General features: G+C 58.9%; 19 protein-coding genes. 14 read left to right on the top strand and 5 right to left on the bottom strand.

Going from position 1 to position 26,086, the window contains the following annotated elements; genetic code table 11:
* The first annotated feature begins 235 nt into the window (after window positions 1-235).
* Window positions 236-1,378, top strand: coding sequence for a DegT/DnrJ/EryC1/StrS family aminotransferase (locus LB551_RS14540; protein WP_224659615.1), 1,143 nt, complete (start codon window positions 236-238; stop codon window positions 1,376-1,378).
* Window positions 1,379-1,388: 10 nt separating this feature from the next.
* Here the strand turns inward: LB551_RS14540 and cysQ are convergent, their stop codons facing one another.
* Genes cysQ through cysD form a run of 3 tightly spaced genes read right to left on the bottom strand, consistent with a single transcriptional unit; the run spans window position 1,389 to window position 5,036 of the window.
* Window positions 1,389-2,180: a 3'(2'),5'-bisphosphate nucleotidase CysQ gene (gene cysQ, locus LB551_RS14535; RefSeq protein ID WP_224659614.1), complete on the bottom strand. Its 792-nt coding sequence runs from the start codon at window positions 2,178-2,180 to the stop codon at window positions 1,389-1,391.
* Window positions 2,181-2,190: 10 nt separating this feature from the next.
* Complete coding sequence (gene cysN / locus LB551_RS14530; RefSeq protein WP_224659613.1) at window positions 2,191-4,128, bottom strand: sulfate adenylyltransferase subunit CysN; 1,938 nt, start codon at window positions 4,126-4,128, stop codon at window positions 2,191-2,193.
* A 2-nt stretch (window positions 4,129-4,130) separates the two neighbouring features.
* A complete protein-coding gene (cysD, locus tag LB551_RS14525; protein ID WP_140550973.1) occupies window positions 4,131-5,036 on the bottom strand; it encodes a sulfate adenylyltransferase subunit CysD in 906 nt (301 codons plus the stop codon).
* 479 nt (window positions 5,037-5,515) lie between these two features.
* Here cysD and LB551_RS14520 point away from each other — a divergent pair, with 479 nt between their 5' ends.
* Both LB551_RS14520 and LB551_RS14515 read left to right on the top strand, forming a co-directional pair.
* The gene (locus tag LB551_RS14520) at window positions 5,516-6,793 is read left to right on the top strand and encodes an O-antigen ligase family protein (RefSeq protein WP_224659612.1); all 1,278 of its coding nucleotides are present in this window, start codon (window positions 5,516-5,518) and stop codon (window positions 6,791-6,793) included.
* 17 nt (window positions 6,794-6,810) lie between these two features.
* A complete protein-coding gene (locus LB551_RS14515) occupies window positions 6,811-7,758 on the top strand; it encodes an NAD-dependent epimerase/dehydratase family protein (RefSeq protein ID WP_224659611.1) in 948 nt (315 codons plus the stop codon).
* Here LB551_RS14515 and LB551_RS14510 read toward each other — a convergent pair.
* Window positions 7,746-8,285 carry a sugar transferase gene (locus tag LB551_RS14510; RefSeq protein ID WP_224659610.1) on the bottom strand — a complete coding sequence of 180 codons (540 nt, stop codon included), beginning with the start codon at window positions 8,283-8,285 and terminating at the stop codon, window positions 7,746-7,748. The two genes, LB551_RS14515 and LB551_RS14510, sit on opposite strands and share 13 nt — an antisense overlap.
* 219 nt (window positions 8,286-8,504) lie before the next feature.
* A complete protein-coding gene (locus tag LB551_RS14505; protein WP_224659609.1) occupies window positions 8,505-10,445 on the bottom strand; it encodes a nucleoside-diphosphate sugar epimerase/dehydratase in 1,941 nt (646 codons plus the stop codon).
* 575 nt (window positions 10,446-11,020) lie between these two features.
* Here LB551_RS14505 and LB551_RS14500 point away from each other — a divergent pair.
* The 11 genes from LB551_RS14500 to LB551_RS14450 all read left to right on the top strand — a co-directional run bounded on the left by LB551_RS14500 (window position 11,021) and on the right by LB551_RS14450 (window position 25,742).
* Window positions 11,021-12,454: a phosphomannomutase gene (locus tag LB551_RS14500; RefSeq protein WP_224659608.1), complete on the top strand. Its 1,434-nt coding sequence runs from the start codon at window positions 11,021-11,023 to the stop codon at window positions 12,452-12,454.
* The gene (locus LB551_RS14495) at window positions 12,451-13,866 is read left to right on the top strand and encodes a mannose-1-phosphate guanylyltransferase/mannose-6-phosphate isomerase (protein ID WP_224659607.1); all 1,416 of its coding nucleotides are present in this window, start codon (window positions 12,451-12,453) and stop codon (window positions 13,864-13,866) included. The genes LB551_RS14500 and LB551_RS14495 overlap by 4 nt, the downstream gene beginning before the upstream one ends.
* A gap of 149 nt (window positions 13,867-14,015) precedes the next feature.
* Window positions 14,016-15,578, top strand: a complete 1,563-nt coding sequence (locus tag LB551_RS14490) for a sulfotransferase family protein (RefSeq protein WP_224659606.1) — start codon at window positions 14,016-14,018, stop codon at window positions 15,576-15,578.
* Window positions 15,575-18,856 carry a glycosyltransferase gene (locus tag LB551_RS14485; protein WP_224659605.1) on the top strand — a complete coding sequence of 1,094 codons (3,282 nt, stop codon included), beginning with the start codon at window positions 15,575-15,577 and terminating at the stop codon, window positions 18,854-18,856. Before LB551_RS14490 ends, LB551_RS14485 begins: the two co-directional genes overlap by 4 nt.
* Window positions 18,856-19,863 carry a GDP-mannose 4,6-dehydratase gene (locus tag LB551_RS14480; protein WP_224659604.1) on the top strand — a complete coding sequence of 336 codons (1,008 nt, stop codon included), beginning with the start codon at window positions 18,856-18,858 and terminating at the stop codon, window positions 19,861-19,863. The genes LB551_RS14485 and LB551_RS14480 overlap by 1 nt, the downstream gene beginning before the upstream one ends.
* Window positions 19,864-19,961: 98 nt before the next feature.
* On the top strand, window positions 19,962-20,780 hold the full coding sequence (locus LB551_RS14475; RefSeq protein WP_224659603.1) for an ABC transporter permease: 819 nt from the start codon (window positions 19,962-19,964) through the stop codon (window positions 20,778-20,780).
* On the top strand, window positions 20,780-22,030 hold the full coding sequence (locus LB551_RS14470) for an ABC transporter ATP-binding protein (protein ID WP_224659602.1): 1,251 nt from the start codon (window positions 20,780-20,782) through the stop codon (window positions 22,028-22,030). The genes LB551_RS14475 and LB551_RS14470 overlap by 1 nt, the downstream gene beginning before the upstream one ends.
* Window positions 22,027-22,959, top strand: coding sequence for a glycosyltransferase family 2 protein (locus LB551_RS14465; protein WP_224659601.1), 933 nt, complete (start codon window positions 22,027-22,029; stop codon window positions 22,957-22,959). Before LB551_RS14470 ends, LB551_RS14465 begins: the two co-directional genes overlap by 4 nt.
* Window positions 22,956-24,038 carry a GDP-mannose 4,6-dehydratase gene (gmd, locus tag LB551_RS14460; RefSeq protein WP_224659600.1) on the top strand — a complete coding sequence of 361 codons (1,083 nt, stop codon included), beginning with the start codon at window positions 22,956-22,958 and terminating at the stop codon, window positions 24,036-24,038. Before LB551_RS14465 ends, gmd begins: the two co-directional genes overlap by 4 nt.
* A 10-nt stretch (window positions 24,039-24,048) precedes the next feature.
* On the top strand, window positions 24,049-24,996 hold the full coding sequence (locus LB551_RS14455; protein WP_224659599.1) for a GDP-L-fucose synthase family protein: 948 nt from the start codon (window positions 24,049-24,051) through the stop codon (window positions 24,994-24,996).
* On the top strand, window positions 24,996-25,742 hold the full coding sequence (locus LB551_RS14450; protein ID WP_224659598.1) for a glycosyltransferase family 2 protein: 747 nt from the start codon (window positions 24,996-24,998) through the stop codon (window positions 25,740-25,742). Before LB551_RS14455 ends, LB551_RS14450 begins: the two co-directional genes overlap by 1 nt.
* Window positions 25,743-26,086: the final 344 nt, after the last annotated feature.

Raw genomic sequence — 26,086 nt, 5'->3', positions numbered from 1 at the left:
GAGCCGGTCGATCACTTTATGTTTCGCAGGGTCGACTCTGGGATTATAAACTCGTAATTGCGCCCGACGAAGCCCGGATTTCCAGCGTCTGGCTGACCAGCACCGGGAAATCCGGTAACAGACCGCCATGACCGGGCAATTTGTCGCTGCGCGCGCCCGGCTTTCTCGGCAGGCGCAACTCTGATACCAGCGGGCCGAGGCTAGACCGCCTGGTTAAAAATCGTTTGAGGACGACATGCAGTTCATCGATCTTGGCGCACAGCGCGAACGAATCCGCGACCGGCTGAAGGCCGCGATCGACCATGTCGTTGAGGACGGCCGCTATATCCTCGGTCCCCAGGTAGCAGAATTCGAGAAAAAGCTCGCCGCCTATGTCGGCGTCAAGCATGTCGTGGCCTGCGCCAACGGCACCGACGCACTGCTTTTGCCGCTGTTCGCCGCCGGGATCGGCCCGGGCGATGCCGTGTTCGTTCCGAGCTTCACTTTTGCCGCCACGGCGGAAGTGGTAGCGCTGGCCAAGGCCGAGCCGGTGTTCGTCGACGTCGATCCCAACACCTACAACATCGATATCGCCAGCCTCGAAGCGGCGATCACGATGATCAAGAACGAAGGCCGGCTGAAGCCCAGGGCGATCATTCCGGTCGACCTCTTCGGCCTTGCCGCCGACTACGATGCCATCATGGCGATCGCCGATCGGGAGGGCCTGATGGTGATCGAGGATGCCGCCCAGTCGATGGGCGGTTCGGCGGACGGCAAGATGTGCGGGTCGTTCGGCACGGTCGGCTCGACCAGTTTCTATCCAGCGAAGCCGCTCGGCTGCTACGGCGACGGTGGAGCGATGTTCACCAACGACGATGCCTTGGCCGACAAGCTGCGCTCCTTCGCCTTCCACGGCAAGGGCGAGACGCAATATGACAACATCCGGGTCGGCATCAATTCACGGCTCGACACGCTGCAGGCCGCGATCCTGATCGAAAAGCTCGCCATTCTCGAGGACGAGATGGTTGCCCGGCAAACGGTGGCGAACCGTTATGCCGAAGGGCTTGGCGATGTCGTCACGGCAGCCCGCAACCTGGATGGCAGCCGCTCGGCCTGGGCGCAATACGCCATCGAGACGCCCAAGCGCGACGGGCTGAAGGCTCATCTCGGCGAAAAAGGCATTCCGTCGGTCATCTACTATGTGAAGCCGCTGCACGAGCAGATCGCCTATCGCGACTATCCGAGAACGCCGACCGGCCTTGCCGTATCCGAGCAATTGCCCAAGCGCATCCTGTGCCTGCCGATGCACCCCTATCTCGGCGAAGCCGATCAGGACCGGATCATCGAGACGATCCGCAACTATGTCGGATCGAACTCGGCGCAGGCCGCGGCCGAGTAACCAGCCGGCTTCAGGCGGGGCTTGCCCCTGCCCTGCCGCTGGCGATGAAATGCGGATTGGCGAAATCCGCATCGCCGCCCTGGTTTCGCTTGCCATACATCAAGGGTTGTCCGTCCAGCGTGCGCGTGATGCCGCCGGCGGCGCGCAGCACGGCATCGCCGGCTGCGGTATCCCACTCCATGGTACGACCGAAACGCGGATAAATGTCCGCTTCGCCATTGGCGACCAGACAGAATTTCAGCGACGAGCCGACAGAGACGATCTCAGCGACGCCTAGGTCGCGAATATAGGCTTCGGTTTCGGGCGTGTTGTGGGAGCGGCTCGCAACCACAGCCAGCGGCGTCGCAGACGCTCTCACAGAAATCGGCCGGCGAGAAGCGATGCGGTAGTCGCCATCTATTTCGAGGCATTCCGCCCTCCCCGGCAGCCCGGAAAAGAAGCGCCCCGTGCAGGGCGCGAAGACGACGCCGACTTCGGGCACGCCATGACGGACAAGCGCGATGTTGACGGTGAAATCGGTGCGGCGATTGACGAATTCCTTGGTGCCGTCCAGCGGATCGATCAGGAAGAAAGCCCCCTCCAGGTCCGGCGGCACGATGCCGGCGGATGCTTCCTCCTCGGCCACGCAGGGAATGTCGGGAAAGGCGGCACGCAATCCGGCCAGAATGATCTTCTCGCTCTCGCGGTCCGCCTCGGTCACCGGCGAGGAATCTGATTTCTGGTCGACCGCGCAGCCGGCGTGGAACACACGCATGACCTCGCGGCCGGCCGCCAAAGCGAGCCCCTCGAAAATTTCGAGCATCGACCTGTCGTCAGATGCCGCCGCCATTGTCGTATTGGTCTTCGGCAATGTCACGCTCGTTCAGCCAGTGTTCCAGGAGGTCTACCATCTCTTCAGCCGATTTGCCGAGTGTCTTCAGATGGATTTCCGGTTTTTCCGGCGCTTCGTAAGGCGAGTCGACACCGGTGAAGTTCTTGATCTCGCCATTGAGCGCGCGGGCGTAGAGGCCTTTCGGGTCACGCCTGGCGCATTCCTCGAACGGCGTGTCGACGAACACTTCGACGAACTCGCCTTCGGCCATCAATTCGCGGGCCATGCGCCGCTCGGCGCTGAAGGGCGAAATGAAGGAAACGATGACGATCAGCCCTGCATCGGCCATGAGACGGGCCACTTCGGCGACGCGGCGGATGTTCTCGACGCGGTCGGCGTCGGTAAAGCCGAGATCGCGGTTGAGGCCGTGGCGGACATTGTCACCGTCGAGAATGTAGGTATGGCGCCCGGAGGCGAACAGCTTCTTCTCGAACAGGTTGGCGATGGTCGATTTGCCCGAGCCCGACAGCCCGGTGAACCAGAACACGGCGGGCCGCTGGTTCTTGATGTCGGCACGTACCCGCTTGCCGACATCGAGCGATTGCCAATGGATGTTCTCGGCACGGCGCAGCGAATGCAGGATCATGCCGGCGCCGACCGTGGCGTTGCTGATGCGGTCGATCAGAATGAAGGCGCCGGTGGTACGGTTCTCGGCGAAGGTGTCGAAAGCGATCGGCGTGCGCGTCGAGATGTTGCAGATGCCCACCTCGTTCATCTCGAGCGACTTGGCAGCTTCACGGGCAAAGTCATTGACATTGACCCGGTATTTCAGATCGGTGACGGTGGCGCTGGTCTGGTCGGTCTCGGTGCGCAGGATATAGGAGCGGCCCGGCAGCAGCGCATGTTCGTCGAACCAGACGATGTTGGCGGCGAACTGGTCGGCGACCTGCGGGCGTGCGGCAGGCGCCACCAGCATGTTGCCCCTGGAAATCTCCACCTCGTCATCGAGGACAAGCGTGATGGCCTGGCCGGCAACCGCCTGGGCAAGGTCGCCACCCTGCGCGACGATGCGCCTGACGCGGGAGGATTTGCCCGACTTGGCGACGACGACCTCGTCGCCTTGCGAGATCGCGCCTGAGGCGATCGTTCCGGCGAAGCCGCGAAAATCGAGATTGGGACGGTTGACGTACTGCACCGGAAAACGGAACGGCAACTCGGCCGCGGCCTCATCGACCGAAACGGTTTCGAGATGTTCGATCAGCGTCGGGCCGGAATACCATCCCATCCTGTCGGAGCGGCCGGTGACATTGTCGCCGTAGCGTGCCGACATCGGGATCGGCACGATGGTCTCAAAGCCGAGATCGCGCGAAAACTGCTGATAGTCCTGCGTGATCCGATCGAAGACCGCCTGGTCGAAATCGACGAGATCGATCTTGTTGACGGCCAGCACGATATGGCGGATGCCGAGCAGCGAGGCGATGATCGAGTGGCGCCTGGTCTGGCGCAGCACGCCTTGGCGCGCATCGATCAGCACGATGGCCAGGTCGGCGGTCGAGGCGCCGGTCGCCATGTTGCGCGTGTACTGCTCGTGGCCGGGCGTGTCGGCGACAATGAATTTGCGCTTCGGCGTGGCGAAGAAGCGATAGGCGACGTCGATAGTGATGCCTTGCTCGCGCTCGGCTTCGAGACCGTCGACCAGCAGCGCGAAATCGATGTCGTCGCCGGTCGTGCCATGCTTGCGCGAATCGCGTTCGAGCGCGGCGAGCTGGTCCTCGAAAATCTGCTTGGTGTCGGAGAGCAGACGGCCGATCAGCGTCGACTTGCCATCGTCGACGGAGCCGCAGGTGAGGAAGCGCAGCAGCGACTTCTTCTCCTGCGCCGCCAGATAGTCACGGACGCCGTCGGTAGGTGCGAGGCTCTTTGCCATGATGTGGCGCATGGTCAGAAATACCCCTCGCGCTTCTTCTTTTCCATGGAGCCGGCTTCGTCCCGGTCGATCAGGCGGCCCTGCCGTTCGGAGGTGCGCGCGGTCAGCATCTCGCCGACGATGGCCTCGAGCGTGTCGGCTTCCGATTCGATGGCGCCGGTCAGCGGGTAGCAGCCGAGCGTGCGGAAGCGCACCAGCCGGTTCTCGACCGTCTCACCGGGGCGCAATTTCATGCGATCGTCGTCCTTGAGGATGAGCATGCCATCGCGTTCGACGACCGGCCGCTGCTTGGCGAAATAGAGCGGCACGATCGGGATGTTCTCCTGCAGGATGTACTGCCAGATGTCGAGCTCGGTCCAGTTGGACAGCGGAAAAACGCGGATCGATTCACCCGTGGCGATGCGGGTGTTGAAGATCTTCCACATTTCGGGGCGCTGGTTCTTCGGATCCCAGACATGCTGGGCGTTGCGGAAGGAAAAGATGCGCTCCTTGGCGCGCGACTTTTCCTCGTCGCGGCGGGCGCCGCCAAAGGCGGCATCGAAACCGTATTTGTCGAGCGCCTGGCGCAGCGCCACTGTCTTCATCACATGGGTGTGCGTGTTCGAGCCATGATCGAAGGGATTGATGTTGTCGCGCACGCCATCCTGGTTGACGTGAACCAGGAGATCGAAGCCGAGTTTTTGCGCCATCTGATCGCGAAAGGCGATCATCTCGCGAAATTTCCAGGTTGTGTCGACATGAAGGAACGGAAAGGGCGGCTTGGCGGGATAGAACGCCTTCATCGCCAGGTGCATCAGCACGGACGAGTCCTTGCCTACGGAATAGAGCATGACCGGCTTGGCGAAGGCGGCCGCGACTTCACGGAATATGTGGATTGACTCGGCCTCAAGCCGCTGCAGGTGCGTAAGCGCTGTTGTCATGGCCTGTCTAGCGTTCTCTCGTGCCTTCCGACAGAAGACCTGGCATCAAATCATCGAGCTTCGCGCCCGGTTCAAGCTTGCTTCTGGACAATGTTATTCTTGCGGGCGTTCTAGCAGATCGCCGCTGCCCAGAACAATGCAAGACGCGCCCGGCAAGGAGTGGTTCGGGAATGAATTTTCCATCCATGCGTCAAAATCCGGAAATTCCTGCTTGTCACGCCGGCGGCTGAGAAATGCGGGGGAAAAAATTGCTTGGTGAAAAGCACGCGGTCTCGCCGCGCCCAATCCGATCGTCTGTCAGCGGCTGCCGATTTTCGGTGGCAATCGGCCCTGATGCACTTTCAGAAAAAGACCCAAGCCGCTATACCGGCCACTGAAAGCGGGCTGATGCACGATGCGACACGGTCAATTCGGCAGGGCTATGTTCGCCGCCGTCAGACAATCCGCCGTGTGAAGCGTCCGAGAATGGTGAGCCGCCCTTGAGCCAGCTTTCATCGATAAGACGGCAGTTCTCGCCCTCGCGGATCAATATCTACTTTTCCATCGCTTGCTTCTTTTTTCCGCCGGTCCTGGGGTCGGCGGTGAGCTTCGTGTTCAACGGCGGCGGCTTGTGGTCGGTTCTCTTGATCGCCTCGAAAAAAAGGCGCTTCAACGTCGACCGGGCGATGATGGCGCTGACGGTCGCGATCTATGCCTATTGCGCGGCAAATCTCCTGGCTTCGCTCGCCAACAACGCAATCGTCAGGGATGCGCCGCATCTCATCCCGCTCGTCACCTTCCTGTTTTTCCCCCTCTCCTATTCAACCTGGAGCATTACGCGGAAAACAACCCTTGTCCGGATCATCATCCTCAGCAGCATGGCCGCCTGTTTCGTCGCCCTGCTGTTGGCGATCGTCCAGCAATATTGGATCGGGATGAGGGCGGAGGGCGGAGCGGGAAATGCGATCGTGTTCGCCACGGTCGTCTGCCTTGCAGTGATGGCCTGCGTGGCCGGTGCCCTGTCGGGCATCGAAAGACACAGGAGTGCGCTGATCTGCGCAGCGCTCGGCGGAACGATCGCCATCATCTACTCCGGCACGCGCATCATCTGGCTGGCGCTGCTGATTTCCGGCATTGCCGTGCTGTTGATCAACCAGCATTGGCTGAAAGGGAAGAATGCCGTCCGTCTGCTACTTCTGCTGGCGGCTATCGGCGTCGCGGTCGCCGCAATCGGCTTCCATACGATATCCGACAGATTCGATTTTCTGCGCTCTGATTGGGATACGCTTGGGGCGCACGGCAATTCCGACACGTCGCTTGGAATACGTGTTGCCCTTTGGGACATCGGCCTGAAGGCATTCCGCGACATGCCCTTGTTCGGACATGGAGTGGGTGCCAAGCAGCTCTTGATCAGGGAGGGCTTCCAAGACCTGTTCGCGAAATCGGTAGGCTTCACCCATTTCCACAATGGCTTCCTGACGGCATTGGTACAGGCGGGCATCCTGGGCGCCGTGACTTTGGCGGCGATCTTTGTCGTCGCCACCAGAAACGCCGCCCTGGTCCTGCGCAACAGCGCCGACCCGATCGAGCGCTTTGGCGCCACCATGGTCGTCGTCATGGTGATCACCTACCTGACGGCTGGGATGACAGGCATCCTGATTGGCCAAGACATCCTGGATTCGGTGTTCATGGTCTTCCTGGTATCCGGGACCTATCTTGCGTCGGGTCGCCAGGCCCCGCTACCGGAAGAGATGCCACATCCGCCAGTCACGCAATAACGGCTCCGGGCAAGGCAATGAAGGTCTTGGTCACAGGCGCATCGGGCTTCATCGGACGTCTCGTCGTGCAAAGGCTTCGCGAGGCAGGCGTGGAGGTTCGCCTCGCCTCGCGCTATCCCGAAAGGCTCGGTTCAAGCAGCGACACCGTCGTCTTGCCGCGTTTCGATGCGCCGGCCGAGGCCTTTCTTGCCGTTACCCGTGATGTCACGGACGTCGTTCATTGCGCCGGCCTGAACAATGATCAAGGCGGGGCCACCGAAGCCGACTACCGAGCGGCCAACGCAGAGTTGAGCGCTCGGCTGGCGCATGCGGCTGCCATTCAGACAAGCGGACGCTTCATCCAACTGTCATCAGTCCGGGCCGTGATCGGCGCCCGCGTCAGCGCAACGATCGACGAGCATACGGTCCCCGATCCGCAATGCGCCTACGGGCGCTCGAAACGTGAGGGCGAGATCAGGGTCCTGGACGCCTATGCATCGCACGGCCGCGCCGACGCCGCCGTGCTGCGCCTGCCCGCCGCCTACGCAAGCGGCATGAAAGGCAATCTGGCGATGCTGCTACGCCTGGCCGATACGAGCCTGCCGCTGCCGACGGGTATTCTGACAGGAACCCGCTCGCTGGTGTCGGCCGACGCAGCGGCGCAAGCCGTGCGGCATTTGTTGGCTCATCCGGGGCCGCTTAGCCCTGCCTATATAGCTACCGACGTGTCTCCGGTGTCGATGGCGGCCGTCGTAAGCGCCTTCCGTAAGGGACTTGGGCGGCCGGTGCGCCTGGCTGCCGTACCGGCCAGCCTGATGCGGATGGCCGCGGTGGCGCTAGGCAAGCGGGCGTTTTGGGAGAGCATGACGGCGACACAGATATGCGACCCTTCCCTGCTCATCTCGCAGGGCTGGCTGCCGGAAACAGCGACGCTTGATCGTCTAAGCGAAATCGCGGCGCGCAGCAGGCAAGCTCAACCTGGATAAATCGTCGCGAGCAGGATGCGAAGATCAAGGCCGATCGACGCAACCTTGAGATAGTCGGCATCGGTTTCGGCCAATAGGGCCGGGTCCGACATGTCGATGCCCTTGACCTGCGCCAGGCCGGTGATGCCGGGAAGCGCCGACGAAACGCCCAGCCGTCGGCGGCACTCGATCAGCTCGGTTTGCGTCGGCAGGCAGGGACGTGGTCCGACCAAGCTCATCTCGCCCTTCAGAACATTCCAGAACTGCGGCAGCTCATCGAGCTTGAACTTCCGCAGGGTCTTTCCGGCCGGCGTCACGGCATTCGCCGGCGCCTCGTGCGAAGGCAAGGATGGCGTGCCGACATACATCGTGCGCAATTTGTGACAGCGAAAGAGCGCGCCATCGCGGCCAACCCGCGTTTGAGAAAAGATGGCCGGACCGGGCGACGATATACGAACAGCCAGGACAGCGAGCGCCAGGATGGGTGACGTAACCAGGAGCAGCAGCGCCGCGCCGGCAAGATCGAAGATTTGCTTGGCTGTCTTCATGAACCGCCGATAGTGCTCGTTGCCAAAACCAAAGACAAAAATACGAATCCGCTCGACGTAGCATGAGGCTATCGCTCTACCAAGCTCGCCCCCTCGCCTGCTCAGATGCGCCCGCAGAGGAATGCCAGACAGCGCCCCAGGATCCCGAAGGTCCGCCGATAAATGCCGCTCTTGCGCAGACTGCTCAAGCGCCGAAGAAAGCCAGGGTCTTTTGAAGCATCAGTTCGCCTGCCCGGCCGCTTTCGGGATCACGGCCTCAGGCACGTCCCCTCTTACCTTCTTGGTATGGTCAAGACCCGCAAGCACAGCGAGCGAGGATGCCTTGTCCTGGCTCTTCACGGATTGCTGCAGGGCCGCAAGCGCCGCCTGGACATCGGACCATTCCGCGACATCGGTGCTCAGGCCAAAAATCTTGGAAATGCCGAGTTCGACCAGTTCCTCATCCTCACCATGCAACGTTTCATGGAGTTTTTCACCTGGCCGGATTCCGGTGAAGCGAATTGGGATGTCCGTGTGTGGGCTTTTTCCGGACATGCGGATCATCGTCTCGGCAACTTCGAGGATCGGCACCGGTTTGCCCATGTCGAGCATGTAGACGGCGTAGTCGTCGCCGGCTTGCCGCGAGGCGGCATCGGCCGCCGACATGATGACGAGGTCGACGGCTTCGGCCACGGTCATGAAATAGCGCGTCATGCGACGGTCGGTTATGGTGACCGGACCTCCGGCCTCGATCTGCGCCTGGAATATGGTTGCGACCGAGCCATTGCTGCCAAAGACATTGCCGAACCGAACGGCTATGAACTTGGTGGCGGGGCGCCGTGTGCCGGTCTCGCCGGCTGGCTTTTCATGCAAGGCGCTGACGATCTGTTCGGCCGCCCGCTTCGTCAGGCCCAGAACGGATGTCGGATCCACGGCCTTGTCGCTCGAAACAAGCACGAATTGCTTGACGCCGCATTTGGCGGCAACCTCGGCGCAGACAAGCGTTCCGAAGACATTGGTCTGGATGGCCGAATCCCAGTTTTCCTCGAGCAAAGGCACATGCTTTAGCGCCGCGGCGTGGAAAACGATGTCCGGCTTGAATTCGGTGACGACACGCGTCATCTGACGCCGGTCGGCGACATCGACAATGCGGACCTTGAGGCGGTCGTGGTCCTTCTCTTCGACATATTGGCTCAACTGGAAAATGCCGAACTCGGAGTTGTCGGCAACCAGCACCGCCTCCGCGCCCAGTTCCAGTGACCTCTTGACCAGGGTGCGGCCGATGGAACCGGCGCCGCCGGTGACCAGGACGCGCTTGCCGCCGACGAAGGCCCCGATGCGTTCGATGTCGGATGGAACCGTGGGGCGGCGCAGGATCGTTTCCATCTCGACCTCGTCGAGAACGAGCTTTCCTTCCTGACCAAGCTGCGAAAGCCCTGAGAACTGCACCACCGCTATGTCGCCTTGCCGGGCGACACGGACGAGCTCCGAATATTCCTCGATCTCATGTTCGGCGCCGCTGCCGAAAATCAGCAGGTCCAGGCTTGTTGTACCTTTGGCGTATTCTTCCAGCACCTCGATCAGCCCGGCGCGGGTGGCCACGACGGGAACGCCCTGGATCCGAGTGCCCTGCGGAACACCGTGCTCAATCGCCATAATCCCTGCAATTGAATGCTCTACAGGCTGCGTCGTGCGGGTGAAACGGATGATTACGTCGGCCTCGCTCAGCCTGCCGACAAACACTGCTCGCTTAGTCGAAGGCTTGCCGCGACTCAGAATGCGCCAGCTCGCGCCGTCACGAAAGAACCGATAGAAAATCCGGGGCGCCGAGATGATAGTGAAAGAAACCAGGAAGAAGACGATGAACTGGCGCTCATTGAGGCCCGCCACCGGCTGAAAGGAACGAACAAAAAGCGAAACACAATAAAGAGCGATGGTCAGTATCGCGCATCCCTTCAGGATGTTGAAGAAATCCGGCGTCGAGGCGAACCGCCACACAGTATTGTATAGGCCGCAATATCTGAATAACAGATGACTAAGAATAATGATGCTCGCCCAGCAAGCGAAACCCGCCGGAGAGAACGCTTCGAACGACAGCCTCGACTGCGATAAAGTCAGACTAAGCGCCACCGCCACCAAAACCATGGCGATGTCTTGAATCATGATGATGGCACGACGCATTGTGGGCCGGAGTCCGGGTACAGCTTCTACATAGGATGTCATCGGACGGTACTGAACTCCAGGCGCGAAGACTTCAATACTAAAGTGGCTCTAGAGCGAATACCATCCGTCACCGGCGGCTTCTTTTTAGTACCAAAACTTCGGCCCCCGCCGCCTGTATCGCATAGCGTGGACTTGAAGTCATCGCCAGAGATTTTTTCATAGGTCGGCGGGTGAAGTGGAAGTCCGTTTGATCAAGATCTTGCACATCAACCCCAAAGAGCTCTGGAAGCCGGCAGCAACTCAGGATAGAGGAAAGGCAGGCCGGAGGGACCGTTTCAATCCTTTCACTCTTTGCCCTTGGGGGCAGTCTGCTCTCGATCTATGCGCCTGCGGTTCCGCAGATATCAAGCGATTAGAGAACCGCCAGCAGAGGCTATCTACTCGTGACGCCAGACTGCTCTCACCTGTCGACGAGGCTGGGATTGCGCTGTGGGTAGCTGGAAGGAAAGGTGGACCGCTCGAAGCGATTTTGCGGTTGACAGCGAAGTCTGCTGCAATATGAGGGGATTCCCTTTACCAGCCAAAGCGAAGTGATGAAGTTTGGATCAAGTGGCCTGCGAGGGTTGGCTTCAGAATTAGTCGGGAAACCCAGCGGCCTTTATACGGAGGCTTTTGCTTGGCGTCTCGTTGCCGATGGGGTCCGATCGAAGGCCAAGGTGTTCGTAGGTCGTGACTTGCGCGACAGCAGTCCGACGATCGCCGCCAATTGCATGGCTGCTTTGGCGGCAAGTGGGTTTCAACCGATCGATTGCGGTGCCATTCCAACGCCAGCCTTGGCGTTGTATGCCGGGCAGCATGACGCAGCGGCGCTCATGGTTACGGGTTCGCACATCCCTGCGGATCGCAATGGCATCAAGTTCTATAGCCCGCGGGGCGAGATCACCAAGGCCGATGAAGCCGCTATGGCACACTATGCTGCCGAACGGCTAGACGCCTATTGCCCCCCGCCGCCAATAGGAACGGCTTTGCCGGGGCGTCACGACAATGCGATCGCCACCTATCGCGCGCGCGCTGACGACATCTTGGAGGCTGGGTCCCTTTCGGGCCTGAGGCTCGGCGTCTATCAGCACAGTTCGGTCGCGGCGGATCTTCTGGTGGAGGTTCTCCGATCCTTTGGCGCAAATGTGACACCTGTCGGGAAATCGGAGACCTTCGTACCCGTCGATACCGAAGCCGTTGACGAAACCACAATCGCAAAGTTCAAGGGTTGGGCGCGAGAATTCCATCTCGACGCTATCGTGTCGACCGATGCCGATGCTGATCGGCCACTGATTGCCGATGAGAATGGTGACCTGTTTCGCGGCGACCTGATCGGCCTCGCCACGGCTCTGTTTCTGCGGGCTGACATTGTGGTGACGCCCGTGACTTCCAATTCAGGTATTTCGAAAGCCTTCGGTTTTACGGTTCTGAGAACGAAGGTCGGATCTCCGTTTGTCGTGGAAGCCATGGAAGCCTCATACCACCCCGAGAAAATCGTTGTGGGCTTTGAAGCCAACGGTGGCGTTCTCTTGGGGTCGTGCTGTTCACCACACGGAAAGACATTGACGGCATTGCCGACACGGGATTCACTGCTCCCCATCCTGGCTGTTCTCGGGATGGTCGCGTCGACAAGAAAATCGCTGTCAGGTTTGCGCACGTTGTGGAATCTTCCGGCCTGTGCAAGCGAACGCCTTGAGAATTTCCCAGTGGAGAGTTCGCGCAGCTTGATGCGTCGGCTCGCGGACCGGCTTGCACTGCAGCGATTTCTGGCCCCGTTCGGGACTGTTGCTGAAGTTGACGAGACCGACGGCCTAAGGACACAAATGCTGACTGGCGAGATCATCCATCTGCGGCCGTCCGGAAACGCGCCGGAACTTCGCTGTTATTCGGAGGCAGCAGACCCAGGCAGAGCGAGAGCGATTGTGGCGCTGACGCTCGACAGGGCGCGGGCAATCGCATCCACAAACGAATCGGAGGTCATTTCATGAAAGTGGTTCCCGTCATCATCAGCGGTGGAGCCGGATCGCGACTATGGCCTGCCTCAAGGCAATCGCACCCCAAGCCTTTTCTTAGAGTGGTGGATGGGCATTCGCTTATTCAGCACACAGTGCTGCGCGCCGCGTCGATTGAGGGAGTGGTGGAACTCGTGGCTGTAACGTCCGGGGACCACTTTTTCCTCACAAAGGACGACTTCGACGAACTGGATTCGGTTGTGTTGCCGCGTACGTTTCTGCTCGAGCCGGAAGGCCGGGATACGGCCGCTGCCGTGGCGGCAGCCACAATTCATGCCAAGGCAACACAGGGCCCTGATGCGATTCTATCCGTCTTCCCGGCCGATCACATGATTGGCAACCTGCCTGCATTTCTAGACGTTATGGGCCGCGCCATCGAATATGCAAAACTGGGGCGGATTGCCACATTGGGCATCAGCCCGACCGGACCGGACACGGCATTCGGCTACATCGAAGCCGATGGTGAGAAAGTCGTCCGCTTCGTTGAAAAGCCGGATCTCGACACAGCCAAGGCCTATGTCGAATCCAAACGCTTCTTCTGGAACGCGGGAATTTTCTGCTTCAGCGCGCAACGCATGCTCGATGAGATGGCTTTGCATTGCCCCGAAGTGATCCAGGCGGTTTCCGACAGTTATGAGAACGGCCGATTCAGTCAAAGCGAAGACTTTGCCAAAATCGAACTCGCGCCCGAGCATTTTGGCTCCGCTCCGCGAATCTCTCTTGATCACGCGGTTATGGAGAAGGCAAACAATCTTGCCGTGGTTCCTTGCGACATGGATTGGAACGACATCGGGTCTTGGAACGCGATGGCCGATTTGATCGCTCCTGACGAAAGCGGGAACCGGCTACGCGGCGATGTTCACATGATCGACACTACCGGCAGCTACGTAAGTTCCGACAAGCGCGTCATCGGCACGGTCGGGGTCAGCGATCTGGTGATCGTCGATTCTCCCGACGCATTGCTTGTCGCCTCCCGCGACCGCGTTCAGGACGTCAAGAAGTTATTCGAGGGCCTCAAGGCTTCAGGGCATGAGGCACATTTGGTCCACAGCACCGTACATAGGCCGTGGGGCACCTATACCGTTCTGGAGGAAGGCGAGCGCTTCAAAATCAAACGCATCGAGGTGAAACCCGGCAGACGTTTGAGTTTGCAGATGCACTACCATCGTTCCGAGCATTGGGTCGTGGTCAGCGGCTCCGCGAAAATAGTCAACGGCGACCAGGAGCTGTTCCTGGCGACCAACGAGTCAACCTACATCCCTTGCGGTCATAAACACAGGCTGGAGAACCCGGGCCGGATTGACCTGGTGATCATTGAAGTGCAAAGCGGCGATTATCTCGGCGAGGACGATATCGTGCGTTTTGACGACGTATACGGCCGCGCCTGACAATCCATTGGCTCACGGTGCTTGGCGACCAATCACCAGACAAAACCGAGAACATTGATGACAAAGACAGCTTTGACTACCGGCATCACCGGGCAGGACGGTGCCTATCTGGCAGAGCTTCTGCTTGCCAATTGATCTAGGTAGCGCACATGCAAGTCGCTTACCTCTTGGGAATACCTCGGTCCGGAACGACGCTGTTTTCGGCTCTGCTGAACCAGCATCCGCAAATCCATAGCCCGTCAGAGCCCTGGACAATGCTGGCCGTAGCCTCACTGGGCTTGGTCCCGGCGCCCCATCCGGCAGACGTGGAACTGATCCGCAAGGCCACCGAGCCTTACTTCGCTGATATGCGCCTGCGAGGCGAGATCGCAATGACCATTTATCGGCGGATGCTGGTGGGAAGTCCAGCGCTGTGGCTCGTTGACAAGACACCCCGGTATCATCATTGCCTCGATTTCATCCGCAAGGCCATGCCGGAAGCGCGCTACTTCTGGATGATCCGCAATCCGCTGGACGTGGCAGCATCGTACAAATCCACCTGGGCTAACGACGTTTTGGCCGCGTTGAGAGACGGAATCGACCACCCCATTCTGTTCGATTTTGCTCTTGGCTTCCGCCGGCTCATCGACTTCGCGCGCGAAAACGATGTGCGCCTGGTCCGTTATGAGGAACTGGTGAGAGATCCAGCTTCCGTCATGGCGGGTGTCTTTGGCCATCTGGGTCTCGAAGCCATCGATCTCGACAGCGACATCAGGGGCGGATTGAAGCAGCTCCAGGGCAGTGCCTTCGGTGACGTGAAGATCACTCAAACGGATAGCGTTCATCCCAATTCGGTGGGCCGCTATCTAGAGACGCTGGGCATGGAAGACACTCGCCTGCTGTGTGCCTATCTCGGTCGCGAGGTGCTCGCGGACTTAGGCTATCCCGAATTATACGACATGCATGATGCCGGTTCGATTCCTGATGCTCAATTGCTGCCCGAACGCAGCCGGCAGAAGGCTTTAGAGCTTGAGGCCCAGAGACATGGGCTTTCCTTGCGTCCGTATCGATATTGGCAGAGGCAGAGGCAATTGGCCACGCAATACCACTTATCGCGCAGGCGCCAAGCCGCATCCGCGGCGTCTCACTCGCTCGCCGATGGCGGTCCAGACCAAGACATCGCGCCGATGCGGCGGGAGTTTGCCGAATTGGGAGTTACGCTGCAATCAAAGATCGCACTATTGCAGGAAGCGGTGGAGAACCGACTTACGTCCCCAGCCGGCCCGAACATTGACCTGCTGCGACTTGATCTGGCCGCACTAAGGCAGGAGTTACAAGGCGAAGTCGTCGCATCTCGAGTGACCGTGACGCACGGAATTGCCGATCTCACCACCAAAGTAGAAGATGTCACAGCCGCCTTGATGAATCTCGGCAATCTAACCAGTCAGTTCGACCTATACGAGAATCTCACCCGCCTGGAGCGTTTGAACGCCGAGATGCGTGAGAGCAACGCCTTGCAGACCGCCGCAGCCGCTAAACTTGAGCGCGAAAAAGACGAAGCGCGAAGGAACGCCGAACTCTTGTCGAGCCGCCTGGACAATGCCCAAGAGCTAAGAAACGAACTGGAAGGCAGAATCTCTCAAGCCGCGCAGGAGATCGACAGGCTGGAGTCCGAATTGGATGCCCTTCGGAAGTCACCTTTCGTGCGGCTGTTCCGTAGGGGGGGCATATGATTCTGCCGCGTATCAGCGTTGTCGTTCCCAGCTACAATCAGGGTCGGTTCCTGGGTCAGTGCCTCGAAAGCATCGTCGGGCAGAAGTACAATAATCTTGAACTTATCGTCATGGACGGCGGCTCGACCGACGAGAGCGTGTCGGTCATTCGCGAATTTGAGGCGCAGATTGACTACTGGCAAAGCCAGCCCGACGGCGGCCAGTCAGCCGCTATTAATGCCGGTGTTGCGCGGGCGACGGGCGACATCGTCGCCTGGCTAAACTCAGACGACCTCTATATGCCTGACGCCTTGCGTACGGTGGCTGGCGCTATGGAATGCAATCCGAAGCATGGCCTATATATCGGCAACGGACTGCGGCTGGACGAGCTCACCGGCATCAAAACGCCATTCACTCGGCAGCATATTGCCCTCAATCGCCGGGCGCTCAAGGAGGGCCTGGACTACATCCTACAGCCTTCGGTGTTCTTCTCTCGGGAAGCTTGGAATGCAGTGGGCGGGCTGGATCCAGCCCTACGTTTCAGCATGGATTGGGACATCCTGATCCGGATCGCGGAACGCTACCCAGCCTTAGCAATCAACGAGTTTCTGTCGATCAGCCGCGAATACGAAGACACCAAGACGGCCAGCGGAGGAATGCTACGGGCGGCCGAGATCATCGCCATGACTGGCAAGCATACTGGCAAGTCCTTCACTGTCGGCGGCGTCCTCTATTTCCTCGAATCCTTGCTGCAGCCCGGTATGCGAGAGGAATTGAGCGAAGGCACATTACAACAAATATGGCAGCTGTACGGGCAGATGCGAGCCAACGACCTGCAATCAAGGGCAGGCTCGCGAGATGGATTTCCGGTGCAGGGCGATGCCGGCGACGGCACATATGTACAGGTCGCCCGGACAAGAACGGTTGTGCCGGAGGCAATTCCGACCCGACAATGGCCGCGGATATCTGTCGTTATTCCTTCGTTCAACCAAGCGGAGTTTCTGGAACGGACACTCGACAGTATTTTCGTGCAGAACTACCCAAAGCTCGAGGTCATTGTCATGGACGGTGGTTCGACTGACGGATCGGTCGATATTCTCAAGCGCTACAACGAGAACATCGCTCATTGGGAATCAGAAAAGGACCACGGCCCCGCGCATGCCATCAATAAAGGGCTCGCGCGCGCTACGGGAGACGTGTTGACCTGGCTCGCCAGCGACGACATGTATGCCGTGGATACGCTCCGCACCGTTGGCCAGCTATTTGCGGCCGATACCGACTTGTCTTTGGTGGTCGGCAATGCCCTTTACGTGGATGAGGAGGACAATCCCAAGATCATGGATCACGGGGAGTACAAGACCGCGCTATATTATGGCGTCGTCCAGCCGCGCGAGCGGGTTCCAGCCTACTGGTCCTATGTGCACAGCATTCCACAGCCTTCGACTTTCTTCACCAAGGGCTTGCTGGACCGCGTTGGGCCCCTCGACGAAAGCTACCATTTCATCTTCGATTTTGAGCTATTCTTCCGTATGGTCTCTGTTGGCAAGACCATGAAAGTCGAGAAAACTCTCTCGCTATACCGTATTCACAGCGCTGCCAAGACGAGCGATTGGAACAAATTTTTGGTGGAACTCTACCGATTCAGCCGGCCTTGGTGGCCGCACTGGAGAGACCCGGGATTCAAGTCAACCCTAAGTTCCTTCACAGTCGCTTTCTTGAATCGGATCTGGGGCGGCCGTCCTCGGGACTGGAGGTTCAAGCTCGCAGCGGCAGGCGTGGCACTGCTCGCGGTGACCCGCTATGTCAATGTGGAGAAACTGGCGCAGCGGTTGGCCCCCAAACCTCTTAAGTCGTTCAAAATACACAAGCTACACAAGCCTGGCCTAGCCCAGCCCGACTTTGTCTATGACAAGCAAATGCTGCCCGCTGATCCGTCGGCGCCCTTGGGCTCGATCCTCTTTTGCTCACATTTTCTGCCACGCTACCCAGGGTTCTCCGGCGGTGAGATTCGGGACTTCCACATTCTCGAGGAGTTGCAGAAGCACAGCGATCTTAGCTTCGCGGCGACGTATCCACGATCTCACGAGGGTGTCGGCGACATCCTCCGGCCAGCGCTGGTCAACTATTTCGACTCTTCACTAATCGGAGAAGGAGCCGAGTTGCTGGACCCGATCGCGTTCAATCGCATACGTTCGCCTGCGTTCACCTTGCGCCGAGCCTTAAACAAGCTCAGCTTGGCGGCACCAACCTCCCGATTCCATTTCGACGCGAACTCCAATCTCCAAGTGTTACGAGCCAACGTCGTCAATTTCGTCCGCCAGTTCCTGCTGAAGCATCGTCCGAGGTTCTTGATCGTCAGCCCGCAATCAAACGGCATTGCTTTGTTGCTAGAGAAGGATTTGGGGGAGACGCGCACTATCATGGCGAGCTACGACGTGGAATCGGTACGGATAGAGCGATTGGCGATGACGGCCACCGGCCATCGCAGGCTCACCGGCTATGTCGAAGCCAGGCGCGCGCGGGTGTTCGAGCAGTGCAATCTGGCGCTCTACGACGGCGTGCTGGCCGTCAGCGAGCTCGACCGATCCATCTTCATTGAGCGCTATGGCTTGGATCCGCGGCGCGTAGCAGTGGTTCAAAATGGCGTCGACACTGAGTACTTCGCGTTCGAAAAGCGCGCGCCGACAGACACCCCAGCCGTCGCTTTCATCGCTAGCATGGGCTATGAACCCAACCACTTAGCCGCCATGCGCCTCATCGATAGGGTGATGCCGCTGGTTTGGAAGGAGTTGCCCTGTGCGCAGGCTTGGCTCGTCGGGCAGCTTCCCCGGCCCGAACTCGTCGCTCGCTCTGACGGCAAACGGGTTTTCGTGACCGGCGCGGTGGACAGCGTGCGGGCTTATCTGCGTAACGCGCAGGTCATGTGCGCACCCCTGACGACAGGTAGCGGAACCAAGTATAAGGTGCTCGAAGCTCTGTCGGCCGGCATTCCGAGCGTTTGCACGAGCCTTGCGGTCGAGGGGCTGGACATCGAAGCCGATATCCATGCCAAAGTCGCCGATGACGATGCCGGACTTGCCCGGCATATCATCACCCTCCTCCGGGATGAGCAGCAGGCGGCTCAGCTTGCTCTCAATGGTCGCGCTTTGGTCGAAGCTAAGTATGCTTGGAGTGTAGCCCTGGACAAATTGCGCCCGTGGCTCGAGGAAATTGCCCAAATGCCGAAAGCAAAGACAGGAGAACCCGCAAGAGACAGCCTTTCTTCTGCTGCCCCCAAGCAGGAAAGAATCGAAGTCTGATGCGGAGAGCGCTGGTCACCGGTTGTTCCGGCCAGGATGGCTGGTATTTGGCCAAGCTGTTGGCTAGCAAAGGTTATGCAGTTCACGGCCACAGCCGTCGCGGTCTCGATTTGCCTAATGCGACTGCAGTGTATGGCGGCGACCTGTCCGATCATCGCCTTCTGGACGACATCATCGATGCAGCCCGTCCCGACGAGATTTATAATCTGTGCTCGCTATCGCGGCCACAGATGTCTTGGGATAAACCACTCGAATCCGGCCTGGTAAATGCGCTCATGCCCCATCATCTGTTCGATCGCATACGCCAGCGGTTGCCAAAATGCCGCGTGTTTCAAGCGACCTCCTCTGAGATATTCGGTGACGCCACGGAGTACCCGCAGTCTGAAAGCACTGTGCCGATGCCGCAGACGCCTTATGGCATTGCCAAACTCTATGCTCACCAGATGACCGGCGCGTATAGGCAGCACTACGGACTGTACGTGTGCAGCGGCATACTGTTCAATCACGAGAGCCCAAGAAGGCCGCTCGGCTTCGTCTCGCAAAAGATCGCGTACGCCGCTGCATGCCTGCGCCTGGGTATTCATACCTCGGAGGCGATGGACGAACGCGGATCGCCCATCGTCAAGAATGGAATGCTCTATCTCGGCAACATGGACGTGCACCGAGATTTTGGATTCGCTGGCGACTATGTGGAGGCTATGTGGCTTATGCTACAGCAATCCGAGCCACGCGATTATGTGATCGGCACAGGCGAGAGCCATTCAATCAGGGAGTTCTGCGAGGCGGCCTTCACACTGGTCGGTCTCGACTGGAGAACGCATGTCGCTGTCGCGCCTGCTTTGGTGCGCGCGGTCGATTCCAGGCGCACCATCGCCGATTCGTCACGCGCCCGCGCCGAGCTCAACTGGCAGCCGCGTACTTCATTCGAGGAACTCGTCCGGCAAATGGTGGAAGCCCAGATCGCGCGCCTGCAAACTGCCGGCGCAACTCGGGACGCTACGCTCTGAAGCCATTTTTTCAGGGTCGTGACACCAATGAAGCTTCGCCGATCCTAACGCAGTCGGAGATCGACAGACAACGTGCTTTCTCAAACGGCAGGAACGATATGCAGAATTTTAAGGCAACGCCGGTGTCAGCAGTCCAGTCTGCCGTCCGACATGGCTATCTAGTCCGGCAGTTGATCTGGCGCGAAATTAGCGGCCGCTACCGTGGCTCGTTCGTAGGCCTGTTGTGGTCATTCATCAATCCACTTCTCCTGCTGGCCATGTACACATTCGTGTTTGGCGTAGTATTCAAAGCTCGCTGGGGTCTGCATCAGGAGACGACGTTTGATTTCTCACTGATCCTTTTCGCCGGGCTCATACTGCATCAACTCTTTGCCGAGTGCATCACCCGGGCGCCGTCGCTGATCCTCACCAATCCCGGTTATGTTAACCAAGTCGTGTTTCCGCTTGAGATACTGCCCATGGTGGCGCTGGGCTCGGCGGCCTTTCACGCGTTCATCAGCCTCGCGATTTTGCTTGCAGTCTGGTGGGCTACTCATAGCAGCATCCCAGTCTCGGCCATATCCATCCCTTTCATCCTGCTGCCTCTTTGCTTGATAGCCCTGGGTGCTGGCTGGTTTCTCTCCTCCACAACCGTCTACCTGCGGGATGTCGGCCAGATCGTAGGTTTTTTAAGCATGGGCCTGATGTTCTTGGCTCCCATTTTCTACCCCGCCACCTCGGTTCCACAACCTATGCGCACATTCATGATCCTCAACCCGCTAACCTATGTGGTAGAGACACTCCGAGCGACACTCGTGCAAGGTGTTTTTCCCGACTTGGGTCCATACGTGCTCTATTTTGCAATCGCTTTGGCTACGTTCTCCCTCGGCTATGCCTGGTTTCAAAAGACCAGGTCTGGCTTCTCGGATGTGTTGTGATGGATTCGGTAGGCGTGTCGGACGTACTGGTGGATATTCGCGACATTGGTAAATGTCACCGTTATTATAACCGTCCGCAGGACAGGCTGCTGGAGACTTTGACCAGACACCGACGCCAATACCACAAGGAGTTCTGGGCGATCCAAGGTGTCTCGATGCAGATTAGCCGCGGCGAGGCAGTGGCCATCATAGGGCGCAATGGTGCGGGCAAGAGCACACTGCTGCAGATCATCACCGGCACCATGACGCCCACGTCTGGCACCGTCACGGTGCGCGGTAAGATCGCTGCGCTGTTGCAGCTTGGCAGCGGCTTCAATCCCGATTTCACCGGTCGCGAGAACGTCTTCCTCAACGGCGCCATCCTCGGTTTCTCTAAGCAGGAGATCGAAGCTCGCTTCGCGGAGATTGCCGCCTTCGCCGAAATCGGTGATTTCATCGAGCAGCCGGTCAAGAATTATTCTTCCGGCATGACCATGCGCCTGGCTTTTGCTGTGTCCGCGTGCCTTGAGCCGGAGATGTTGATCGTCGATGAAGCCCTAGCTGTCGGTGATGCGCTATTCCAGCGCAAGTGCTACGCGCGGATCGAGCAGTACATAGAACGCGGCGGGACGTTGCTGTTTGTATCCCATTCTCTCGAGACAGTGCGGCGAATCTGCACCAGAGCATATTATCTCAAGGAAGGCATGGTACGCCTAGCGGGACGCCCTCCCGAGGTCATCGCTGCATACGAACATGATTTAGACATCAGCAACCGCCTGTTGAGCACCGGCGACCAAGCAGCAGCCAAGCCCGACGTCGAAAGGTTCAATGATTACGGCAATCGCAAGGCGACTGTTGTCGAAACCTGGATCGAAACCCTCGGCGGCGAGCGAGTAGAAAGCGTCAGTCCACCAGACCCTTTCCGCTGGTGCTACACAGTCGATTTCAATGCCGACGTGGACCGGATTGTGTTTGGAATGCGAATGGTCAACGTTGAGGGACAAGTCATATATGCGACCAACTCGCTCATCCTCGACAAATCCACTTTCAAAGTGACTGCTGGAGCGCGGCGAACCGCATGTTTCTCGATCCCGACTGGGGCTTTGCCACCGGGCGACTATTTCTTTTCCGCAGGTGTGAGCGAGCGGGTGGAAGGCGACGATCATTTTCTGCATAGGCGCACTGACGTCGGCTTTTTGCGCGTGTACGCCAATGTGGCCCCGACCTACTACGGCATGGTCAACTTGCGCGCCGAACTGAGCATCGAATGACCCCGGCAGCCATGCAGAATACCAATGTTCCATCTGTCGGGGCGGCAGACCCATCCGCGAGCGTTGTCCTACCGCGCATTTCTATCGTCACGCCTTCATTCAACCAGGGCGCCTTCATTGAGCGCACCGTCAGGTCCGTGATCGAGCAGGGCTACCCCGCCCTTGAGTACATTGTCATGGATGGCGGCTCTACCGACGACACCCTTGAGCGCCTTGAGCCGTACCGCAATCGCTTTGCACATTTCGAGAGCAGGCCGGATGGGGGGCAAAGCGCCGCCGTCGCTGATGGATTCCGCCATGCAACAGGCGACCTGATGGCGTACCTCAATAGCGACGATGTTCTGCTGCCCGGGACCTTATCCTTCGTCGCGCAATTCTTCAGCAGAAATTCGGACGTGGCCTTTATCTACAGCCACCGCTGCATCATCGACGCCAACGATCGGGTTGTTGGTCACTGGATACTGCCGCGTCATTCGAACTATCTGATGGAGCGCTGGGATTTTATTCCACAGGAAACCTGCTTCTGGCGACGAACGCTCTTCGAGGAGGCGGGGAATCTTGATCCATCTTTCGCCTTTGCAATGGACTATGACCTGTTCGTTCGTTACATGCGACGCGGCCGCTTTAAGCGAGTTGACAGGTTCTTGGCAGCGTTTCGCGTGCACGAGAACGCCAAGACGACGAGACACATGGCAACGATCGGCAAACAGGAGATCGCCAAGGTTCGTAGCAAATATGGCCTCCAGATCGTGCCAGGAGGCGGCAAGGCGCTCTCGCTGCTCGTTCGCCTGCAGTCGGGCATCTACAATCGCCTGCGGCGTCGCGTAGGAGGACTTCCCCCTGGGAAGGGCTTCTCCCTCGACACGGTACGGCCACACGATCCGAGCAACGCAATACGCGGTGATCACACAAGGAGAATGTCCCCATGAAGAAAGCTTTGATCACAGGCGTCACCGGTCAGGACGGCTCGTATCTTACCGAACTTCTAATCAGCAAAGGCTACGAGGTTCATGGGCTTAAGCGCAGGACCTCACTTTTCAACACTGACCGCATCGATCACCTATATGAAGGGCCGGAGGTTACTGACCGCAAATTCATGCTGCATCACGGCGACCTCACTGACGCCAGCTCGCTGGTTCGCGTTATTGAGTCTGTGGCACCCGACGAAGTCTACAATCTCGCCGCCCAGAGCCATGTGGCCGTGTCATTCGAGCAGCCGGAGTACACTGCCAATTCGGATGGACTGGGCACGCTACGCATACTGGAGGCCATACGAAATCTCCGCATGCAGGACAAAACCCGCTTCTATCAGGCCTCGACGTCAGAGCTTTACGGTCTCGTCCAGGAAACGCCTCAGACCGAGCGCACACCGTTCTACCCACGTAGTCCTTACGCCGTTGCTAAGTTGTATGCCTACTGGATCACAGTGAACTACCGGGAAGCCTACGGCATCTATGCGTGCAACGGCATCCTGTTCAACCACGAGTCCCCGCGGCGGGGCGAAACCTTCGTTACTAGGAAGATTACGCGCGCGCTGGCCCGTATCAAACTCGGAGTGCAAAGGACGCTCTATCTCGGCAATCTCGATTCGCTCCGTGACTGGGGTCACGCAAAGGACTATGTCGAAATGCAATGGCTGATGCTGCAACAGGATCAAGCGGAGGATTTCGTCATAGCTACTGGTGTGCAGTACAGTGTCCGTGAGTTCGTGGAGATCGCCGCCCGGCATTTGGGAATGCCCATTCGCTGGGAAGGCAAAGGGGTGGAGGAGCGCGGTTACGATGAGAATGGCAATATAGTGGTAGCCGTCGATGAACGGTACTTCCGTCCCGCCGAGGTCGATACCCTGCTCGGCGATGCGAGCAAAGCTCGGGAGAAGCTGGGATGGACGCCCAAGATCACCTTTGAAGAACTGGTTGAGGAAATGGTGCGTGAGGACCTATCCAGCGCCACTCGCGACCAGATCGTGCGTCAGGCCGGCTATACCGCCCATGACTACCACGAGTAGGCCGCCGCCGATGACACAGTCGTTAAACACCTCAGCGAAGATCTTCGTCGCAGGGCATCGTGGCATGGTGGGCTCCGCCATCGTCAGGCGTTTGGCAGACCGCGGGTATCATAATACCTTCACGCGCAGCCATGCTGAACTTGATTTGATGGACAAGCAGGCCGTGGCTGACCTGATGTTGGCCGAACGTCCGCAGTTCGTATTTATGGCAGCCGCAAAGGTAGGGGGAATCCAAGCCAACAATACGTATCGTGGCGAGTTCATCTACAACAATCTCATGATCGAAGCCAATGTCATCGATGCTTGCTATCGCGCCGGCGTCGACCGAGCCTTCTTCCTTGGGTCGAGTTGCATCTATCCGCGAGATTGTCCCCAGCCTATCCGGGAAGATTATCTACTCACAGGACCGCTTGAATACACGAACGAACCGTATGCTATCGCGAAGATCGCAGGGATCAAAATGTGCGAGGCCTACAACAGCCAGTATGGTTCCAAGTTCGTGTCGCTGATGCCAACTAACCTCTACGGCCCTAACGACAACTATGATCTTGACACCAGCCACGTGCTGCCCGCTCTGCTGCGCAAGACCTTTGACGCGCACCGGACGGGCGCTCCGGAAGTGGTCGTATGGGGCAGCGGCTCGCCTCGGCGCGAGTTCATGCACGTCGACGACATGGCTGACGCCTGCCTCTTTATGCTCGAGCGCGGCGTTACCGGCGGCCTCTACAATGTTGGCACCGGCTCCGATGTAACCATACGCGAACTTGCAGAGACGATCGGGCGCATCGTCGGCTTCTCAGGCACCCTTCGCTTTGATTCGAGCAAACCGGACGGCACACCTCGCAAGCTTCTAGATGTATCGCGCTTGGCGAAATTGGGATGGACGGCCTCGATCAAGCTCGAGCAGGGGATCGCCAGCGTCATTCCTGATATGAGGCGCAAGTTGGGCCTTGCCTAATGAAGCCGATCGTCTCGGTGATCGTGCCATCGCTGAACCAAGGGAGGTTCCTTGATGCGGCGCTACGGTCGATCTTCCAGCAGAATGTGCCGTTGGAAGTCTTTGTTCAGGACGGAGGTTCGACGGACAATTCGATGGCTGTGATCCAGACTTGGCGCACCCATCTTGCCGGCGCGCGGTCTCACCGGGATGCAGGCCAATCGGCTGCCATCAACGAGGGCGTGGCGCAAGCGACCGCGCCATACGTTTGTTGGTTGAACAGTGACGATATTATGCTTGACGGTGGCCTCGTGAATCTCGTTGCAGCGCTGGAGCGGCAGCCGGAAGCGCCTGCGGCCTACGGTCGGGTGTGGAACTTGGATGAAGCAACAGGCCGACGGCGACCGGTTTGGGTTCAACCTTTCGCCCGCCGCGCCCTGGCTTTGCGGTGCATAGTCTCTCAGCCTGGCACTCTCGTTCGCCGCAGCGCGTGGGATGCTGTCGGCGGGCTCGATGAGACGCTGCATATGGCAATGGACTATGATCTCTGGTGGAAACTCTATCAGTCCTTCGGCGACTTCATTTTTGTCGATGGGTTTGTTGCTGTGAACCGGAACCACGGGGCTACAAAGACGAACAAATTTCGTTCCGCGCACTACAGGGAGGCTATGAATGTCGTCCGCCGCCATAACGGATCGCTGCCGCTAAAATGGCGGATGTATCAACCTTATGCCGTCTGGTGGAAAGCGTTGACCAACGGCGCTTAAGGTAGCTTATCGCCTTCGCTGACCCGAAAAGCAAAGAAAGGAACAATGTGGCCATACACTCGCTCACCTCGCCAGTTCAGCAGGTGCGTGACTGCTCGGCAGTAAGCGTCCGGTGAGGGCCCTATGCGCTCTGTGTCGCACGATCTAGCCCAGGAAGAACCTTCGCAAAATAGCTCGCCCCGTTCGCGCTGCGACCTCGCTATCAAGGTTTTGGTTTTCCGATCGTCGAGGCACTGTCTTCGGCAAGGCCGCGTTAACATCGAAAGCCTCGCCGGTGCCGGAAGTCGCCGGGGAAAGCGCGGTTCTTATCCCCGACGGACCAGCAGCAATCGCAAGCGCTTCGA

It is taken from the genome of Mesorhizobium sp. BR1-1-2 (assembly GCF_020165435.1).
Taxonomy (GTDB): domain Bacteria; phylum Pseudomonadota; class Alphaproteobacteria; order Rhizobiales; family Rhizobiaceae; genus Mesorhizobium.
This window is presented reverse-complemented; position numbering and strand designations above follow the sequence as displayed.

Coding starts and splice junctions, on each gene's coding strand:
- LB551_RS14540 (WP_224659615.1), top strand. CDS start 236: ATGCAGTTCATCGATCTTGGCGCACAGCGCGAACGAATCCGCGACCGG.
- cysQ (WP_224659614.1), bottom strand. CDS start 2,180: ATGCTCGAAATTTTCGAGGGGCTCGCTTTGGCGGCCGGCCGCGAGGTC.
- cysN (WP_224659613.1), bottom strand. CDS start 4,128: ATGCGCCACATCATGGCAAAGAGCCTCGCACCTACCGACGGCGTCCGT.
- cysD (WP_140550973.1), bottom strand. CDS start 5,036: ATGACAACAGCGCTTACGCACCTGCAGCGGCTTGAGGCCGAGTCAATC.
- LB551_RS14515 (WP_224659611.1), top strand. CDS start 6,811: ATGAAGGTCTTGGTCACAGGCGCATCGGGCTTCATCGGACGTCTCGTC.
- LB551_RS14510 (WP_224659610.1), bottom strand. CDS start 8,285: ATGAAGACAGCCAAGCAAATCTTCGATCTTGCCGGCGCGGCGCTGCTG.
- LB551_RS14505 (WP_224659609.1), bottom strand. CDS start 10,445: ATGCGTCGTGCCATCATCATGATTCAAGACATCGCCATGGTTTTGGTG.
- LB551_RS14500 (WP_224659608.1), top strand. CDS start 11,021: ATGAAGTTTGGATCAAGTGGCCTGCGAGGGTTGGCTTCAGAATTAGTC.
- LB551_RS14495 (WP_224659607.1), top strand. CDS start 12,451: ATGAAAGTGGTTCCCGTCATCATCAGCGGTGGAGCCGGATCGCGACTA.
- LB551_RS14490 (WP_224659606.1), top strand. CDS start 14,016: ATGCAAGTCGCTTACCTCTTGGGAATACCTCGGTCCGGAACGACGCTG.
- LB551_RS14485 (WP_224659605.1), top strand. CDS start 15,575: ATGATTCTGCCGCGTATCAGCGTTGTCGTTCCCAGCTACAATCAGGGT.
- LB551_RS14480 (WP_224659604.1), top strand. CDS start 18,856: ATGCGGAGAGCGCTGGTCACCGGTTGTTCCGGCCAGGATGGCTGGTAT.
- LB551_RS14475 (WP_224659603.1), top strand. CDS start 19,962: ATGCAGAATTTTAAGGCAACGCCGGTGTCAGCAGTCCAGTCTGCCGTC.
- LB551_RS14470 (WP_224659602.1), top strand. CDS start 20,780: ATGGATTCGGTAGGCGTGTCGGACGTACTGGTGGATATTCGCGACATT.
- LB551_RS14465 (WP_224659601.1), top strand. CDS start 22,027: ATGACCCCGGCAGCCATGCAGAATACCAATGTTCCATCTGTCGGGGCG.
- gmd (WP_224659600.1), top strand. CDS start 22,956: ATGAAGAAAGCTTTGATCACAGGCGTCACCGGTCAGGACGGCTCGTAT.
- LB551_RS14455 (WP_224659599.1), top strand. CDS start 24,049: ATGACACAGTCGTTAAACACCTCAGCGAAGATCTTCGTCGCAGGGCAT.
- LB551_RS14450 (WP_224659598.1), top strand. CDS start 24,996: ATGAAGCCGATCGTCTCGGTGATCGTGCCATCGCTGAACCAAGGGAGG.